This window comes from Pseudomonas sp. BF-R-30 (assembly GCF_019956175.1).
In the GTDB taxonomy this organism is placed as follows: domain Bacteria; phylum Pseudomonadota; class Gammaproteobacteria; order Pseudomonadales; family Pseudomonadaceae; genus Aquipseudomonas; species Aquipseudomonas jessenii.
Map to the genome: position 1 here is coordinate 1 of NZ_JAHBDE010000019.1, position 19814 is coordinate 19814.

The following is a 19814-nucleotide window of genomic DNA, read 5'->3' on the forward strand; positions in this document are numbered from 1 at the left end:
GCCTGCTCGCGATGGTGTGTCAGATACATTGATGTCGACTGACACACCATCGCGAGCAGGCTCGCTCCTACAGTTTTTTCCGTCTGTTACCCGAACCAGAGCACCCAGCGACCAATCGCCTCAGGCAAACCCGGTGAAACAGGATTACAGTTAACGCACACCGTCGGACAAGAACGGTGGCTTTAAACCGGACCTCTGAGGAACACCCCATGCCGTGGAAAAACTCTGAGTCGCGCTACAGCACCGTATCGATCGCGCTGCATTGGCTGATGCTGGTCCTGCTGGTGCTGGTTTACGCCTGTATCGAGTTTCGCGGATTCTTTCCCAAGGGCAGTGGCGCGCGCACGCTGATCGTCGAATCACACTTCATGCTCGGCCTGACCGTATTCGTTCTGGTCTGGCTGCGGTTGTTCGCACGCAGCCTCGGCCCGGCGCCGCAGATCTTCCCGGCCTCGCCGCACTGGCAAACGACACTGGCCAGGCTGATGCACTGGGCGCTGTACATTTTCATGATCGTCACGCCGATTCTCGGGTGGCTGGTCACCAGCGCCAAAGGCAATCAGGTGATGTTCTACGGTGTAGACCTGCCGATGCTGGTAGCGGAAAACAAGGACCTGGCCAAACAGCTCCAGGGCTGGCATGAGCTCGGCGGCACTATCGGCTATTGGCTGATCGGCCTGCATGCCGTGGCCGGGCTGTATCACCATTATGTGGTGGGCGATAACACATTGCTGCGGATGATGCCCAAGCGGGTAAACCGCGACGCCTGAACTTGACCGCTCCCACATTGGTTTTCGGTGACTTTCAGGTTTGTGAATTGAATCCCCGCCACCCCTGCAAGCCGCCAGTGTGGACGAAGATCAGCCGCGTGCCCCGGGCGAACTTGCCCGCTTCCACTTGGTGCTTGAGTGCCAGCAGTGCCTTGCCGGTATACAGCGGCTCCAGTGGAATATTTCCCGCCTGCTCCGTCTTTTCGATGAAGTCGAGCAGCTGTGGATCTACCTTGGCAAACCCGCCGCGACTGGCCTCGAACAGTTCATACACCGCATCGACCACACCCGCTTCCTGCATGATCCGCTCGACCTGCTGCGCCACCCCGTGGTCATCCGGAACCGCCAGGGCACCATATACCGGATGATCCCCCGCTTCGGCCAGCACCAGGCCGGCCAGGGTCGTGCCGGTTCCGCAGGCCAGCCACCAGCCGTCATAGTCACTCCAGCCCAAGCCCGCCAATTGGGTACAAACCCTGGCCCGAAATTGCATGCAACCTTCAGCACCGGGTAATCCACCTCCCCCTTCAGGCACCGGATGCAACGTCGGATAGCGGGTTTGCCAGGGTTGCCAGAAACCCGCTTCATGCCTCGCTCGATAGCCTGCATAGCCCAGCCAGTGCAACTCCATGCCGAACGCCTGCAAGTCCTTGACCGTCGGGGTTTGCTGAGGATGCCCGCGCAACAGGCCGACAGTGGAAAAGCCGAATCGCTTGCCCGCCGCCGCCAACGCGTGGAGATGATTGGAGTGCGCGCCACCGAGACTGATGATGCCTTCGGCCCCCAGACGGTCGGCGGCTTTCAGGTGTTCGATGAGCTTGAACCATTTGTTGCCGCTGATCAGCGGGTCGATCCGGTCCAGACGCAGCACCGCCACTTCGATGCCGGCTTGAGTGAGCCAGTCGAGGTGAAGGGGGTCGAGGGGGGCCTGGGGTACCCAGGTGGAGGGCGGGAGAAGCATCAATGCCGGCTCTGGGTGAAGAGCCAGCATCTTAACAGCTGACTTGTGGCGAGGGGGCTTGTCGGAACGCCGCACCGCCCCGTTGGGGTGCGAAGCGGCCCTAATACGACTGCTTCGCAGCCGAACGGGGGCAAGCCCCCTCACCACAGGTTTCGTGAGCAGCCTGATTACGCGTATTACAACTGCGCCGCCAACCGCGACCCCTGATTGATCGCCCGCTTGGCATCCAGCTCTGCCGCGACATCCGCGCCGCCGATCAGGTGCACGCTCTGCCCCGCCGCCGCCAGGCCGTCATGCAACTCGCGCAGCGGATCCTGCCCGGCGCAAATCACGATGTTGTCCACTGGCAGCACCTGAGCTTCGCCGGTTTCGCCGATGCGGATGTGCAGGCCTTCGTCGTCGATCTTCAGGTATTCAACGCTGTTGAGCATCTGCACCTGTTTGTTCTTAAGGCCCGTGCGATGAATCCAGCCGGTGGTCTTGCCCAGGCCGTCGCCGACCTTGGACGTCTTGCGTTGCAGCAGGAACACCTCGCGGGCCGGCGCATGGGGCGCGGCCTTGATACCGGCGACACCGCCGCGCGCTTCAAGGTGTGTATCGATGCCCCATTCCTTCCAGAACGCGGCGCGATCCTGACTGGTGGCGACGCCTTCATGTACAAGGAACTCGGAAACGTCGAAACCGATACCACCGGCACCAATCACCGCGACGCGCTTGCCGACCGGTTTGCGCGCCAGGATCACGTCCAGGTAGCTCAGCACCTTGGCGTTTTCCACCCCTGGAATGGCCGGCACACGCGGCGCAATGCCGGTGGCCAGAATGATCTCGTCGTAGCCGCCCTCGACCAGCCCGGCCACGTCGACGCGGGTGTTCAGGCACACCTCGACGTTGGTGGTCTGCAACTTGCGGTTGAAGTAGCGAATGGTTTCGTAGAACTCTTCCTTGCCCGGAACGCGCTTGGCAATGTTGAACTGCCCGCCGATTTCGCTGGCCGAATCGAACAACGTCACCTGATGGCCACGCTCGGCGGCCACGGTTGCAGCGGACAGACCGGCAGGGCCGGCACCGACCACGGCGATTTTCTTCAGTTGCTGCACGGGCAGATAGTTGAGCTCGGTTTCGTGGCAGGCACGCGGGTTCACCAGGCAACTGGTCAGCTTGCCGCCGAACGTGTGGTCGAGGCAGGCCTGGTTGCAACCGATGCAGGTGTTGATTTCATCGGCACGACCTTCAGCGGCTTTGTTGACGAAATCCGGGTCGGCGAGGAACGGCCGCGCCATGGACACCATGTCGGCATCGCCCTCGGCCAGGATCTGCTCGGCGACTTCCGGGGTGTTGATACGGTTGGTGGTGATCAGCGGAATATTGACCGAACCCCGCAACTTGGCCGTGACCTTGCTGAACGCCGCGCGCGGCACTTTGGTGGCAATGGTCGGAATCCGCGCTTCGTGCCAGCCGATACCGGTGTTGATGATGGTCGCGCCGGCCTGCTCGATGGCCTTGGCCAGTTGAACGATCTCTTCCCAGGTGCTGCCGCCTTCAACCAGGTCGAGCATCGACAGACGGAAAATGATGATGAAGTTCGGGCCTACCGCTTCACGCACGCGACGAACGATCTCCACCGGCAGGCGCATGCGGTTTTCATAGCTGCCACCCCAGCGGTCGGTACGGTGGTTGGTGTGGGCGGCGAGGAACTGGTTAATGAAATAACCTTCGGAACCCATGATTTCCACGCCGTCGTACTCGGCGGTTTGCGCCAGTACCGAGCAGGTGACGAAATCGCTGATCTGCTTCTCGATGCCTTCCTCGTCCAGCTCCCTGGGCTTGAACGGGTTGATCGGTGCCTGGATCGCACTTGGCGCAACCTGTTTCGGGCTGTAGGCATAACGACCGGCATGGAGGATCTGCATGCAGATCTTGCCGCCCGCGTCATGCACGGCACGGGTGACGATACGGTGCTTGAGCGCCTCTTCTTCGGTCGTCAGCTTGGCCGCGCCGGAATACACGCCACCCTCGTCATTCGGGCCGATACCGCCGGTGACCATCAGGCCGACACCGCCACGGGCACGCTCGGCAAAGTACGCCGCCATGCGCTCGAAGCCACCCGGTTTCTCTTCAAGGCCAGTGTGCATCGACCCCATCAGGGTGCGATTGCGCAGCGTGGTGAACCCCAGGTCCAGCGGAGCCAACAGGTGCGGGTATTGAGCGGCGGTCATCGGTAACTCCACATCGAGCGATCACGGAAAGTGCGGGAGCTCTGCGGCCCCCATCAGTCATGTTCGACAGACTAAGAGTCGTGCCGCCATCCCTCAATGACCGTAAATGACAACTTATTGATCGAAATGAGCAGCGACATTGGGCTGACGGGAATGACTCAAAACAAAAACGACCTTGCGGTCATGAGTTTTCACTTCGATTGGAATTCTTTGCATTAAGAATGGAATCAGCCAGCCATAGCCAGCCGTGTCGCGGGAACATTAAAAGCCAGCATGGACGCCGTGTGTGAAATGTTTTATGTCGTGATGTCGGGCCATTGCCAGAGGAGTTTTCGCGGTGCGGCGCTGAATGGCGGCACTCTGAAGCACACCTCCAGCTGGGCTACACGCTTGGTCGTGGCCAGACCTGAACCGTGATTCATGTACGACGCACTTGTAGAAGCATTTGTTTTTTGGGTGACCCGAGCACGTAATCCGACAACACAAAACCAAAAAGTAAAAACAACGCAACCTTTGACACGATATATTCCAGAAACAACAATTTAAACTAACTGGAAGACAATATAACCACCCACTTATGGCGAAAAAACAGGATTTGTCTCACTCATACCCAGCAGAGGTACTAAATCGAAGAGCGGAACTAATCCGTTTTTTTCCAGCTCAGCGTTGTGAACTTTAACTTTCCATTCGCCTGCAACACCCTGCTGAGGTCCTGGGCAATCGACGAAAGGACCACAAGCCCATTTCCTTGTAGATATCGTATTGATGGTCTAGATATAACTACAAAATCAAATCCTCACACAATATCAGAATGACATCAAATAAGAGGGATCTTATGCACCTTGCGCTGCGTGCAGGAAAAAATGGACTTCTTCAAGTGGGGACGTTGTCGCTTTTAAGTCTGGCAGTACAACAGGCGCAAGCGGCTTGCGTACTCACTCCCGGCCCCGGCGTCGATGCGTATGTCTGCGACAGTGGCAGCAGCCCTGTCGGCCTTACCGACCTGCTGGGCAACAACATCCTGACCCTCCCGATTGACGGCACCGGTACCATCAACGGCAACATTGTTACCGGGGCTGGCACCGACCTCGTCGACATGAACTCCGGACGAATTGTCGGCAGCGTCACTCAGAGTGATGGCGCCGATCGCTTCCGTATCAGTGCCGGTGCGGTCACGGGTGCGGTTTCCCAAGGCAATGGCATCGATGACTTTGTGATGAGTGGCGGGCAGATCCAGTCTCTGGCCCAAGGCGACGGCCGCGACACCTTCCTGATGACCGGCGGCACTATCGTCGGCGCCTTTGAAGATGGCGACGTGGCACAGCAAACCAGCGGCACCATCGGCCGCGTCGACATGAAACTGGACAACAACATCTATGACATGTCCGGCGGCTCGATCCTTGGCAATCTCGTCACCGGATTTGGTACCGACCGGATTATCGTCACCGGGGGTACGATTGGCGGCAATATCAGTGTCAGCGGCGGCGACGACCGCATCACTGTCAGCGGCGGCGTGATAAACGGCGAGATCCGCGCCAGCGTCGGCAACGACACCTTCAACTGGCTCAATGGCGGCCAGATCAAGTCCGCCGTGCTGATGGGTGATGGTAACGATACCGCGCTGCTCAGCGGCCTGACCGAAAGCCTGTTGAGCGCCACCCCATCGATCGACGGCGGCCTGGGCAATGATCAATTGACCTTCGACAACACCACTTCCAACACGGCCTCCCGCTACATCGGTTGGGAAACCGTCAACCTCAACAACAATTCGCACTTTGACCTGGCTGGCGACTTTTTCCTCGGCGACAGCGCCAGTAATGCCGGCACGGTTTCCATCGACAACACCAGCGTGCTGGCGGTGACCCAAGGCAGCATCCGACCCTACACCGCCGGCCAGCGGGCGACCCTCATCAACGCCGGCACCATCGACATGACCACCGGCAGCAACAGCGCCGCGGACTCGCTGACGGTGTACGGCAACTACGTCGGCAACAACGGCCAGCTGTGGCTGCAAACCGTGCTCGGCGACGACACTTCCGCCACTGACAAACTGGTGGTCTCCGACGGCAGCATCAGCGGCAATACCCAATTGGCGGTGACCAATCTCAGTGGCCTGGGCGGCCTGACGCAAAACAACGGGATCGAAGTGGTGCAGGCGCTCAACGGCGCAGTCAGCACTACCGATGCCTTTGCCCTGAAAGGCTCGGTTTCTGCCGGGGCCTATGAGTACTATCTGTTCAAGGGGGGTGTAACGGCAGGCTCGGAAAACAACTGGTACCTGCGCTCGTCAGTGGCAGCGGTACAACCGCCGGTGGTACCACCGCCGACACCGGTGCCGCAGGTAGTGGTGCCGGTACCACCGATTCCACCGACACCGCCGGTGGTCGCGCCCGATGAACCGCCCGTGGAGCCGCCAACTTCAAGGCCCGTTGCTCCGGTCGAACCCACTGCACCTCCGCTCAACCAAATCCCGGCCGAAACCTCTCCGGAACCTGCTGTCAGTACCCCGCCATTACCGACAGCGGTGGCAGGTGCCGATCCTATTCCACTGTACCGCCTGGAGGTGCCCGTGTATTCGGTGGTGGTGCCAGCCGCGCAGTTGATGACTTTGCAAGCGTTGGGCACGTTCCACGACCGCCAGGGCGAACAAAGCCTGTTGAGCGAAACCGGCGCCGTCCCGGCCGGTTGGGGTCGTGCCTATGGCCGCGATTTCAACAAGAGCTGGACCGGCACCGTGTCCCCCAGCTTCGACGGTTCTACCAAGGGCTATCAAGTGGGCCATGACCTGTATGCCTCCGAAACCAGCGGCGGGCAGATCCAACGCTTCGGCCTGTTCGTCGGCCAGAGCCGCTTGCAGGGCGATGTCAAAGGTTTCGCCGAGGGCTTCCAGGACCGTCGTTCGGGGCGGGTCGAACTCGACGGCGACAACTTCGGCGCCTATTGGACCCTCACCGATCCAACCGTGGGCTGGTACGTTGACCTCGTGGCCATGGGCACGCGCCTGGATGGCGATAACAAATCCGACCGTGGGGTGAAGATGGACAGCAAGGGCCATGCATTGGCGTTGTCCGCCGAAGCCGGCTATCCGATTGCAATTTCCGAGCACTGGGTGGTGGAGCCACAGGTCCAGGTGATCAACCAGCAGATCGATATGGACAGCCAGAACGACGGTATTTCCAAGGTCTCGTTCGACTCCCAGGACTACTGGACCGGTCGCCTCGGTGCACGCCTGAAAGGGCGCTACCTGGTACAGAACACGCCCATCGAGCCCTACGTCCGGGCGAACGCCTGGCGCACCTTTGGCGGCAGTGACACCGTGACCTATGATGACGTGGACCGGATCAAGAGTGATCACAAATCGTCCTCTGCCGATCTCGGAGTGGGTGTGGTGGCGCGGTTATCGTCAACGGTCAGCGTGTACCTGGCGGCGGATTACAACACCAATCTGGACACCAATGCCCTGGAAGGCGTGAGTGGCAATGCGGGGGTGAGGGTGAGTTGGTAAGCGAGGCCGCTCGTATGGTTATCACCCCATTACGGCTGTTCTGTAAATAAAGAATGGTGCCCTGCAGACTGTCTGAAAACCGATCAACAAGGGGTGATGCTCAACGAAGATGCTCTGTATCGAAAGATAGGGAGCATCTGCATCCAGGAAGGAGTAGCGCCAACATCGTCAGGAACCCGAACGCAATCAGCAACGGATAAGCCATCAACAGAATCAATGGCTGTTGTACATCCCACAACTCGCGCAATAGCGAGCGACTCTCATCCAGAGCAAACTCCAATTGCGAATTTCACGGTGATCCAGCCACCCTTTCAGGTAGACAGCAACTCAGGATTAACTGAAACAAACAGGATATCAAGCAAGTCAATCAATCGTCAGCGAATGGAACTGCACGGAGTCAAAGTACATCGAATGGCGAACATCTTGAAACGGCACATCCGCTAATTGTGGTCATGCTCAAAACCCGAAGTAAACAAATGCCATAGCTGCCGCCATACCCCATGCGACCAACGCCATTACCGTTGAATTGTGCGTTGACCAGGATTCGTCCAATCGCTGTAAGCCGAACTTCGAAAAGCCAGCCTCGTCATAACAGCAATGCATGATCGCCCGGTAGGTATATCGCAGGCCGGCCAACAGAAACAGGGTAATCAGACCAAGGACAAGTCCATGCCTGATAGTTGGTTTAACCCATTCCACAAGGTGATCCTGTTCGCAAGCAACGCTGTCGACTTCCACAAGGGTTATTTGCTGAAAGTCCGTCGAAGACCGCTTTTGGCCAATCTGGATCAGCGCCTGTTGCTCCAGATCCAGCGCCTGATACTTCCAGAGCGTTGATGACCCTTCTCGGCAGAACGTAAACGCAGCAGGACTTGAGATGGCGATAATACAAGCGTCGTTGATGTGCAGTTTTTTCAGCGTTTCCGTGGCTGACCTGGTGAAATCCAGGTCGAACACCGGATTAACCCCGGTAGCAGAAGCAGCGATCGAAACCAATAGACTGCTCAAGAGGCAGATGGCTGAAGTGTTCAAGGCCGGGTTTCCTTTTTCATTGTTTCTTTGATTTCGCAGTTCGGTTCCAACCTGCTTTGATGAGTTCCAGTACGCTGCTGGCACCCCCGATAGCTGATGGGCAATTGAATGGAAGGAGAAAGGGAGGGCATCCATTGCCCTCCCCTCCGCTGTCCACGCTCCCTGCGACAGTACTGACCAGGACCTCAAGTGGCCAGAATGAAGTCCGTCTGATCAACGGCTGCGCTGTTGACACCCACAAGGTGAATCGTGTCCGCCCCGATCCCTACCACCGTGTCCGCCCCGTTGGCCGTAATGGTCACGTTGGCAGCGAACGTCGCGCTGTTGATCCCCAGCGCCGTGATATTGAGCAAGTCTTGCCCGGCCGGATTGGCTCCGAAGTTCAGGATCGTATCGCTGCCGAAACCCGCAGCAAACGCGAACGTATCGTTACCGGCGACGCCGCCACTCATCACGTCGTTACCACCACCGCCGGTGAGAACGTCGTTACCTGCACCACCCACGATCGTGTTGGCCAGCCCGTTGCCGGTGCCCGCGAAGTTGCTGCTGCCGCCGAAAAACAGATTTTCGACGTCGGCACCCAGGGTGTAGCTCGAGAGCGAGGTCCAGACCGAGTCGCTACCGGCACCGGCAAGCTCGCTCACCACATCCCCAAGGTCGGTGACTTCGTAGACATCGCTGCCGACACCGCCGGCCATCGTGTCGGCACCTGCGCGACCCATGATAACGTCGTTACCTGCGCCGCCGATGAGGACGTCGTTACCTGCACCTCCCACGATCGCGTTGTCGAGCTCGTTTCCGCTGCCCGCAAAGTTGCCACTGCCGCCGAAAAACAGATTTTCGACGTCGGCACCCAGGGTGTAGCTCGCGAGCGAGGTCCAGACCGTGTCGCTGCCGCCACCGGCGAGCTCGGTCACCACGTCCCCAAGATCGGCGACTTCATAGGTATCGTTGCCGACGCCACCGACCATCGAGTCGGCACCTGCGCCACCGATGATGGTGTCGTTACCTACGCCACCGATGAGGACGTCGTTACCCGCCCCTCCCACGATTATGTTGTCGAGCGCGTTGCCTGTGCCCGCAAAGTTGCCGCTGCCGCCGAAAAACAGATTCTCGACGTTGGCACCCAGGGTGTAGCTCGCAAGCGAGGTCCAGACCGTATCCGTGCCTGCGCCAGCGAGCTCGATCACCACGTCCCCAAGGTCGGTGACTTCGTAGACATCGTTGCTGGCACCGCCGACCATCGTGTCGGCACCGCCACCACCGATGAGGACGTCAATACCTGCACTACCCACGAGCGTGTTGTCGAGCGCGTTGCCGATGCCCACAAAGTTGCCGCTGCCGCCGAAAAACAGATTTTCGACGTTGGCACCCAGGGTATAGCTGGCGAGCGAGGTCCAGACCGTGTCGCTGCCGCCACCGACGAGCTCGGTCACCACGTCCCCAAGGTCGGTGACTTCGTAGACATCGTCGCCAACACCGCCAGCCATCGTGTCGGCACCACCACCGCCGATGAGAACGTCATTGCCCGCGTCACCATTGAGGATGTCGTTGCCGCCCAGGCCGTTCAGGATGTCGTTGCCATCACCTCCGCTGGCCACGTCGTCGCCTGGCGTGCCGATAAAAATGTCGACACCGGGGGTACCGACAAACACAACACCGACGCCCACCGGGGCCGTGGCGTCGGACGCAATGCTTTCGGCCACACCGAAGTCATCCACGTAACTGACCACCACGCGCACTTGATCGCCGACCTGAGCCTGACCAAGCGTTAACGTACTAGCGGTGGCTCCGACGATGTCGACGAAGGTGACCCCATTGGTCTCCTGCCACTGGAAGGTGAACTGCGGATTGCTGAGGCCATCGACGTCGACGATGGTCGACGGGTCGGCGGTCAACACCTGGTTCAGAAACGCAAACCCGAGGATGCCCGGCCCTGCGGTCGGTGCGTTGTTCGCCGACGAGTCGACGATCTCCAGCGTACTGCTGCCATCCTGATACACCGCCCGAACGCGCAGGTTCAGACCGGCGACATCGTCCGCCACCAGGTAGGTGGCGCCGGTTACCCGCGATGCCTCGCCGGCGGCGAGAACGGTGATGTCTTCAAAGATGCCCGAACCGGCAATGGTTTCGGCCTGCCAGTAGTAAGACACGGGACCGGTAACCGCGCCGGTCGGATTGGCCGCACTGACGCTGTTCGCGTCGCGTATCGACTGGCTGCTGACACGCAGCAGCTGGCCGGCGACAGGCGAATCGACACGCGCACCGGTGGTAGCATCGAGGATCGCCAGACGCCCCACAGGAGCGCTGTTCGAGACGGTGCCAACACCGGAGGCCTGCGCCTGGTCAGCGAACTGCAGGCGCTCGATGCCCGTCAGGCGATCGACGCCATCACGCCCTGCAACCAGGTCGGTCACAATGACAGCGTTGCCATCGACAGCGACTGTGTACTCCGACGCATTGCCTGAGTACAGCGCGGTGTCGAAGTTGTCAGTGCCGGTCAGAATCTCCCGCACGATGACCAGTTGGCCCGGGTTGTAAGTACCGTTCAACATCGCCTGGACCATCGGCTCCATGCTGTCGAACGTGGCGATTTCCGCGCCGGTGCCATCAGCGTTTGCCCGTACGCTGATGCGCACGTTCAGCCACTTGTCACCGTCGATGATGTCGTCACCACCGCGACCTTCAATGAGGTCGCTGCCGCTACCACCGAGGATGATGTTGCCGCCGTCGAAGAACGTCGCTCCGGCTGGCAGCAGACCCGCCAGACCGTTGATCAGGCTGATGTTGGTCAGCACACTGCCGGTTGCACCCGAGGTGGGTAGCGATGCCGCATCTTCGCTATCACCGCGCAGGTAGTCACCGTGTGACGAACCGGACAGACCTTCCATGGCGTCGAAACGCACCAGCGCCGAGGCCCCCGAACCTGGTTGCGGTGGCACATCGAAGAAGCGGTCGCTGAAATCGATGCTCACCCCCTGGGCGAGTCCCTTGAAGGTCGCCCAGTCATAGCCGGAACCACCGATATAGCGGTCACCAAAGCCGAGACTGCCGACCATGATGTCGTCACCGCCTTCGCCGTTGAACTTATCGTTCTCGCTGGCGCCGATGTATACATCGTGGCCGATCACCCGGTCATTGCCGAGCGGATCGAAGTTGTCGCCAGGCGCACCGTCCGAGGTGCCCTTCTCGATCCAGTCGTCGCCTTCGTTACCCATGTCCTGTTCGTTGGCTTTGCTGCCCAGGATGAAGTCATTGCCCTGGCCACCAATGGCCTCGGAGGCGTCCTCACCGGTCACGATGAAGTCGTTGCCGAACCCGCCAATGATCAGGTTGACGCCGTTGCCGCCGTGCAGCACGTCGTTGCCGTCGCCACCCTGGACGTTATCGTCGCCGCCGGTGTCGGTGATGATGTCGTCGCCGGCGCCACCGCGCAACTGGTCGTTGCCGTCACCGCCTTCGATGCGATCGTTGCCGCCATCGCCCCAGACCGTGTCATCGCCTTCACTGGCGATAAGGATGTCTGCGTTGTCGGTGCCACCCAGCACGATGTGCTCGTCACCACTGTAGCGGATGTAGTTGGTGTCCGGTCCCGCGGTCAGCGGGTTGTCGCGGAACACCACCTGCTCGCCGTTCGGGCCGAGCGGATCGACGGCAGCCAGGCCTTCGTTGAATTGCCTGCCCTGGTCCACTTCCAGGTAGAACCCCGGATCCGAGAACACCAGGCCCGGCAAGTGCGTGGCCGAGGTGTTGGCCATGATCATCTTGGCGAACGAGTTGTTTTCAAGTTCCGCATTCATCGTCAGGCCAGCGGTACGCTCCAGATAGTAGAAGCGGTCGCCGTCCTGCAGTTTTTCCATCTGGTTTTCGAACACGAAGTTGAAGGTCGAGCCGAGCATGCCGCCGAACGGGGTTTTCTGTTCGGCCAGGCCGCCGATCCACAGGTCGATGGCATCGACGCCCGTGATCGTCACGTTCCTCAGGTCGTCGGCAGTACCCAGTACCCCATCGCTGCCGGCCAGCGTTACGTTGGCAAAGGCACCGGAGCTGTTGAGGAAGTCCAGGCGGTCAGCCGGCGCACCCACACCACCGAAGACCAGCGCCAGGGCTGCAGCGCGCTTGCCTTCCAGCGTGGTCGCCGCCGTGATCGTGTCATGCGTGCCATAGGCCGCGATGAAGTTGATCAACGACTCCGGATGTTTGAGGTACTGCACCAGATCGACCCAGCTGGTGTACGGCTTGAGTTGGGTATCACCGGTCTGGCTGTAGATGTCGCGGCGGATCGCGTTGAGTGAGGGAATCCCCACGTCGCGGCCACGGGCGATGTTGATCGCCGGCAGATCGAGCGGCAGGCCGAGCAGGTTATTGCGCAGCGCCTCGGTGACGAACTCGTCGATTTCGTTACCGGCTTGCCGGGTCACCCCACGTATGATCGCACTGGTCGCATCCTCTGGCGACACGCCACTGGCGGCGAACGCCAACGGGTTGAGGAACGCCGCGATCAGGCCGAGCTGCTGAGTGGGATCAGCGCTGTTCGGATCGCTCACCACGTTGAAGTCGATATCGTAGCGATCGACGGTCTCGGTCAGCATCGAGTGGCCAAACCGGTACACGGTGTGGGCGAACTCGGCGACGATCGAGGCATCGAGGTCGACGTCATAGACCTGGGTCGGTGCGAAAAACGCGTCGACGTTAGGCTGGATGGTCCGCGCAAACTCCTCGAACACAAGGTGCTGGTACTGCATCTCGGTACCGAACTTGGCCGCCTGGAACAGGCGCTCGCCATTCCACACCAGCGCATCGAACTCAGCCTGGTTGGTTGGCAACGCGCTCACCGGAGTCAGCAGCCACTCGTTGAGGAAGGCCACGTCACCCGAATCGAGCACGGTGTCCTTGGTCTGCGCAACCAGCCGGTTGTGCTCGGAGTGGAAGATCGCATGCACCGCGGTCAGGCCGATGTTCTCGTTGACCCGGCCGTCGCCAGCCATGTAGTGAGCGTCGAGCAGTTCGTTGTCATAGGTGAGGTTATTGCCCCCCGGGCCAACGGGCTGCGCATTGCCGACAGCAGTGTCGGCATCCGCCTGCAGAACCCCACCAACGACTACCGGCACGGCATTGTGGGCGATGTCGACGAGGAACTGGTGACCGGTGCGCACAGCATTGGTCAGGTCAAGTGGAGCAAGCGGATTGCCTTCGACAAGGACGTCATCAGGCGTGCCACCAATACCGTCATCCCCTGTCATCACCACCATCGGGAAGCCGTTCGGCCCCTTGATGAAGTTGCCATAGGCGTCAGTCGCCAACAGCGGGGCACTGTCGACATCGGCATCGGTAAGGTTGATACCCAGGATGTCGCGGGCTTGCGCCTTGACCACCTTCCAGGTCGCCATGCCACCAATTTCGACGTCGTCCGCGGTACCAAACGTGCCATCCACACCCAGATCACGGTTGGTGATCAGCCTGCCGGTCGCTATGGGGCCGTTGTCGGTCATCTGATAAGCGCGCAGGAACACCTGGTGCGACGGGTGCGAGCTATAGGTCTGGTTCTGGTCCACGAACGGCGAGGTGGTGTTGGTGTGCTCATGGATGTCGTCGGCCGTGCCAAGAACGCCATCCGCCCCTGGCTGGTTGGTCGCGCGGGTCAGGACCATGAAGTTCGTCAGGCTACCTGGAACAAACAGCGGATCATCCGGTTGCAGCGGGATGAAGACAGTGCCCGAACCGCCTTTGGTCACCAGGTCCAGGCCATGATCGAAGAACTGCCCGAAGAAGGTCATCCAGGCGTTGAACGGCGCGGACAGCCCCGCATCCGCCGTAGTGTTCTCGAACAGGAACACTTCGCGGTCGTCGGCAGTGCCGAACTGACCGTCCAGGCCAGGGCTGGCGACTATCTGTACGCCATCCTTCAACACGTCGTCATTACCCGCCAAGCCGAAGTTGAGCACACCGTCCAGGCCCGGGTCGAAAGCCGTGGCATAAGCCGCCGGGTTGTTCGCCGTCTGGTCGACGATCAGGTTACTGATGGTGCGTGGCTGCGAGTCAATCACAATGCCGTTGTTCTGCGCATACGACGTTCCCCCTTCCGCCGGATTGAAGACCGGATCGGTCACACGCGGAAAGAGGTTATCGGCGGCACCAAACTCGGTGTTGTCAATGCCGTTGAGGTTCATCAGATTGTTGCTCGACCCATCGACCGTACGCAGGCCCAGCGGCGCGCGGATATTCGGGATCAGCGAGAGGATGTCCTGACCGGCTGCGTCTGCCTCGGCAATCTTGATCTGGTCAAGGATGAAGTTGAGGTCGGAGCGGACCATGTTCAGGCCCGCGCCACCCGCAGTGGCATCGACTACAGGTACCTGCGCCGTTGGCGTAACCGGTGCACCGGCAACAACGGCAGCCGTCGGCGTGGAGAACAGGATCTCCGTGGTGCCGTGACCGTCCTGATAGATCGCCTTGACCCGCAACGACAACCCGGCGAGATCAGGAGAGACCTTGAACGCGGTACCATCGGCGCTTTGGAACGCCAGGTCGCCAGCCGGCAACAGAATGATGTCCTCAAATATGCCAGTGCCTGGTTCGGCCTCGAATTGCCAGATGTAGGACACCGAGGAGTTGGTGATCAACCCCTGCGGATTACCCGCCGCGACGTTGTCGTCATCGCTCACCCCGGCCACGCTGACAGTCAGTAAATCGCCCACGGTGATCGCGCCGCCGTTGCCATCCGAGACAGTCGGACTGCCATCCGGTTGGGCATTCTCCCCCGCCACCAGCACTTGCTGGTTATCGGCGAACTGCAGGCGTTCGATATTCAGCAAGGTATCGGTGCCGTCGCGACCCGCTACGCTATCGGCCACTGTCCAGACATCGTCCGTCACATCGTCCGTGCCACGGTCGTCGACCGTCACCGCATACTCGGCTTCAAGCCCGGAGAAAATGGCGGTATCGAAGGCCGCCCCGCCCGTCGAGGTGCCGGGCATGATTTCCCGCACGGCCTTGAGCTGACCAGGGTTGATGGTGCCATCCAGCATCAACGGGATCATATCGACCATGCTGTCGAAGCTGGCGATCTCAGGGCCGGTATGGTTGACGTCTGCCGGGTCATAAACGGCAATCCTGACGTTGATCCATTTGTCGCCGTCGATCAGGTCATCGCCACCGCGGCCCTCGATCAGGTCGCTGCCATCGCCACCGAGGATGATGTTGCCAGTGGCAAAGCCGGTGGTCGGCAATCCGGCATCCGCCAGGAACTGGTCCAGTCCGCGGATCAATGCGACATTGGTCAGCGCACTGCCCGTGGTGCCGCCGTGGTTGATGATGGTGTCCGCGTCGACATTATCGCCTTTGAGCACATCGCCAAAACTCGAACCGGACAAGCCTTCAACCTCGGCAAAACGGTCGAGAATCGAGGCTGGTGAGGCACCGACCGGATTGAATATGCCGGCATTCTGGCTTGGTGTATTGCCATGGGGCTGCGCCAGCGCGGCCATGGTCAGGTCAGCGGTCACGCCGACCCTGTCGTTCTTGTAGGTCACCCAGTCGAAGCCGGACATGCCGTCCATCTTGTCCTGGGCATCGCTGCCAACGAAGATGTCATCGCCACCCTCGCCGATCATTTCGTCGAAACCGCCACCACCAGTAAAGATGTCGTTGCCGATCACATCGTCATCGAGCAACGGCGAGGCGTTATCGCCAGGTGCACCGTCCTGGGTGCCCTTCTCGATCCAGTCATCACCTTCGCCACCGGTAGCCGGCAGGTTGGTCTTGGCACCGAGGATGAAGTCGTCACCCTGTCCGCCGAAGGAAATGGAGATGTCTTCAGTGGTGATGATGAAGTCCTGGCCGTCGCCACCCAGGATCAGGTTGCCTCCGGCAAGCATGCTGCCAGCCACGATCACATCGTTACCGTCATTGCCTTCCAGACGGTTGTCACCGAACGAATCGCTGATGATGTCATCGCCCGCGCCGCCCAGTACCGCATCGTTACCGGCGCCGCCTTCGAGGCGGTCGTTGCCGGCGTCGCCGAAAAGGGTGTCATCGCCCTCACCGGAAATGATGATGTCATTGCCGGCGGTGCCGCCCATGACGATATGGTCTTCACCGGTGTACTGCAGATAATTGGTGTCCGGACCCACGGTGTCAGGGTTGTCGCGAATCACCAGCGACACGACTTCCACGCCGTTGATCATGATACCGCCGGTCGGATCGGCGCGGCCATCCACGCCAAGGCCAGTGAACTGGGCGGTCTGATCCACCTCAAGGGTGAACGTCGGCGTCAGGAACACGGTGTTCGACAGGTGGGTGACATCGGTGTTGAGCATGATCAGCTTGGCAAAGGAGTTGTTTTCCAACTCGGCGCCAAAGTTCAGGCCCGCGACACGCGCCAGGTAGTAGAAGCGGTCGCCGTTCTGCAACGCCTCCATCTGGGTTTCAAACACGAAGTTGAACGTCGAACCGAGCATGCCGCCGAACGGCATCTTCTGTTCGGCGAGGCCACCGACCCAGAAGTCGATGTCGTCGACGCCCGTGACCGTCACACCGGTCAGGTCATCTGCAGTACCCAGTACCCCATCCGCGCCGGCCAGCGTTACGTTGGCATAGGCACCGGTGCTGTTGAGGAAGTCCAGGCGGTCAGCCGGCGAACCCGCACCGTTGAATACCAGCGCAAAGGCTGCAGCGCGTTTGTCTGCCAGCGTGGTCGCCGCCGTGATCGTGCTATGCGTGCCATAGGCCGCGATGAAGTTGACCAGCGACTCGGGGTGCTTGAGGCTGTCTGCCAGGTCAGCCCAACTGATGTACGGCTTGAGTTGGCTGTCGCCGGTGGATGCGTAAAACTCGCGACGCGCCTCATTCAAGGTGGGGATGCCCGTGTCGCGACCACGTGCCAGGTTCAGACTCGGCAAATCGAGCGGCAGACCGAGCAGGTTGTTGCGCAACGCTTCGGTGACGAACTCATCGATCTCGTTGCCGACCTGGCGGGTCACACCGCGAATGATCGCCCCTGCCGCCTGGTCCGCAGTCACCCCGCTGCTGGCGAACGCCAGCGGGTTGAGGAAGGCCGCGATCAGACCCAGTTGCGAGTCCGGGTTGGTGGGGTCAGTGAGCAGCGGATTGAACGCGGGGTCGAAGCGATCGACAGTTTCGGTCAACATCGAGTGACCGAAGCGATACACCACGTGGGCGAACTCGGCGAGGATTGCCGGGTTGATCGAGGTGTCATACCCGCTGGGTGCAAGGAATTCGTCGATCTGCGGCTGAATGGTCCGCCCGAACTCTTCGAACACCAGGTGTTGGTACTGCATTTCGGTGCCGAACTTGGCGGCCTGGAACAGGCGTTCGCCATCCCACACCAATGCCGCAATCTCGGCAGGTGTAGTCGGTATCGCGGTCACATCGTCCGCCAGCCACTCATTGAGGAAGGCCAGGTCGCCGGAAGCCAGGATGGTGTCCTTGGATTGCTGGACCAGGCGGTTGTGCTCGGAGTGGAACACATGGTGCACGGCGGTCAAGCCAATGTTCTCGTTCACCCGGCCATCACCGGCAATAAAGTGGGCGTCGAGCAGTTCATTGTCATAGGTCAGGTTGTTGCCGCCAGGGCCAACGGGCTGCGCATTGCCGACAGCGATGTCGGCATCCGCCTGCAGAACCCCGCCGACGACTACTGGCGCGGCATTGTGGGCGATGTCGTCGAGGAAACCATGCCCGGTACTCACGGCACTGGTCAGACTGATGGGAGCAGCCCGGTTGCCTTCGACCAGTTGAGTAACGTCATCAGCCGTCCCGGCGATGCCGTCAGCACCGTTACTGATGCGAATCACCACCTGCGGCATGCCGTTCGGCCCGCGGATGAAGTTGCCGTACGCATCGGTTGCCAGCAATGGCACGTTGTGCACATCGGCGTCGGTCAGGTTGATGCCCAGAATGTCACGGGCCTGGGCCTTGACCACGGCCCAGGTCGCCATGCCGCCATTTTCACCGTCGCCATCATCGGCCGTGCCAAACAGGCCGTCCGGGCCGAGGTCGCGATTGGTAATCAAGCGCCCCGTTGCAACAGGATCGCCCGCCGCGTTGATGACGTACTCGCGCAGGAACACCTGATGCGACGGGTGAGAGGCGTAGGTCTGGCTCTGGTCGACGAACGGCGAGGTGGTATTGGTCTGGCCATCATCGGCCGTGCCGACTACTCCGTCCGCGCCGGCGGTATGCACTGCGCGCGACAGCACCATGAAGTTGGTCTGGCTGCCCGGGACGAACAACGGATCGTCCGCCTGCAGCGGAATGAACACGAAGTCGGTAGTGCTCTTGGTGACCAGGTCGAGACCGTGGTCGAAGAACTGGCCGAAGAAGGTCATCCACGAGTTGAAGCTGGCGGTCAGGCCGACGTCCGGCGACACGTTGGGCATGAAGAACACGTCCTTGTCATCGGCCGTGCCGAACACGCCATCCAGCCCGGGGCTGGTGACTATCTGTACGCCATCCTTGAGTACGTCATCATTACCCACCGTGCCGAAGTTGAGCACACCGTCCAGGCCCGGGTCGAACGCTGAGGCATAGGCCGCCGGGTTGTTGGCGGTCTGGTCGACGACCAGGTTACTGATAATCCGTGGTTGCGGGTCGATCACCGTCCCTGTTCCGGCGTACTGCGCCGATAGAAAGGAAGGATCAAGCAGGCGCGGGAAGTCAGCGTCCGCGGCGCCAAAATCAGTCTGGCCGGTGACCAGGTTATTAAAGCTGCCATCGACGGTACGCAGGCCGAACGGCACCTGGGTATTGGGAAGCAAATCAATGAGGCTGGTGCCGGCGGCATTCGCCTCGGCGATAAAGATTTGCTTGAGGATGAATTCCAGGTCCGACTTGTTGAAATTGGCCATTTTGGATTGCCCTCGATCTGTCTGGTTAAAGGCGCGGGACGAGAAAATCCTCCCGCGCCAAGTCAAGTGATGGCTTGCGCAGTTTGTTGGTTATGTTTTTTTGCGAGAGCTGGCGTTACCCGGGACCCGGGATTCGCGCCTGGAATTCGCGATATGAATTGCTCGCCGGGCGATCAGGCAGAGCGGATTCGAGCCCTGGGCGGGCCATGGAATCTGGAAGTGAAGGCGAACGTCCTGGACAGCCCCTTCCCTCTGCAAAACAACGAAATGATCGACATGGTTCTGCTCCTCCCGGGAAATCACTGCGCCCTGCGTTGCCAAAACGATGACAGGCTTCAGGCGGGCGGCCCCCCCGATAACTAAGACTAAAGTTCCATAGCAAAACTTTGTCAATATTACGTCGTTAAAACAGACGACTGGTGGCAGGCATCACAACTATCTGTTTTTTAAGGACATATAGAA

Annotated in this window: 6 protein-coding genes; 2 read left to right on the forward strand and 4 right to left on the reverse strand. The window is 60.3% G+C overall.

Translation table 11 applies throughout. From position 1 onward, the window contains the following. The first annotated feature begins 209 nt into the window (after positions 1-209). On the forward strand, positions 210-770 hold the full coding sequence (locus KGB20_RS11740; protein ID WP_218496167.1) for a cytochrome b: 561 nt from the start codon (positions 210-212) through the stop codon (positions 768-770). 34 nt (positions 771-804) lie between these two features. Here the strand turns inward: KGB20_RS11740 and KGB20_RS11745 are convergent, their stop codons facing one another. After that, positions 805-1731, reverse strand: a complete 927-nt coding sequence (locus KGB20_RS11745) for a 1-aminocyclopropane-1-carboxylate deaminase/D-cysteine desulfhydrase (RefSeq protein WP_223532296.1) — start codon at positions 1729-1731, stop codon at positions 805-807. A gap of 176 nt (positions 1732-1907) precedes the next feature. Continuing rightward, positions 1908-3947 carry an FAD-dependent oxidoreductase gene (locus tag KGB20_RS11750; RefSeq protein WP_223532298.1) on the reverse strand — a complete coding sequence of 680 codons (2040 nt, stop codon included), beginning with the start codon at positions 3945-3947 and terminating at the stop codon, positions 1908-1910. A gap of 835 nt (positions 3948-4782) precedes the next feature. Between KGB20_RS11750 and KGB20_RS11755 the strand changes: the two genes are divergently transcribed. Next, complete coding sequence (locus KGB20_RS11755; protein WP_223532299.1) at positions 4783-7452, forward strand: autotransporter outer membrane beta-barrel domain-containing protein; 2670 nt, start codon at positions 4783-4785, stop codon at positions 7450-7452. Between the two features lie 456 nt (positions 7453-7908). On the opposite strand, the gene KGB20_RS11760 is transcribed toward KGB20_RS11755, so the two are convergent. After that, positions 7909-8619, reverse strand: a complete 711-nt coding sequence (locus KGB20_RS11760; RefSeq protein WP_317850882.1) for a hypothetical protein — start codon at positions 8617-8619, stop codon at positions 7909-7911. 50 nt (positions 8620-8669) lie between these two features. After that, positions 8670-19352 (reverse strand): peroxidase family protein, encoded by a 10683-nt coding sequence (locus KGB20_RS11765; protein ID WP_223532300.1) that lies wholly within the window; start codon positions 19350-19352, stop codon positions 8670-8672. Positions 19353-19814 lie beyond the last annotated feature (462 nt).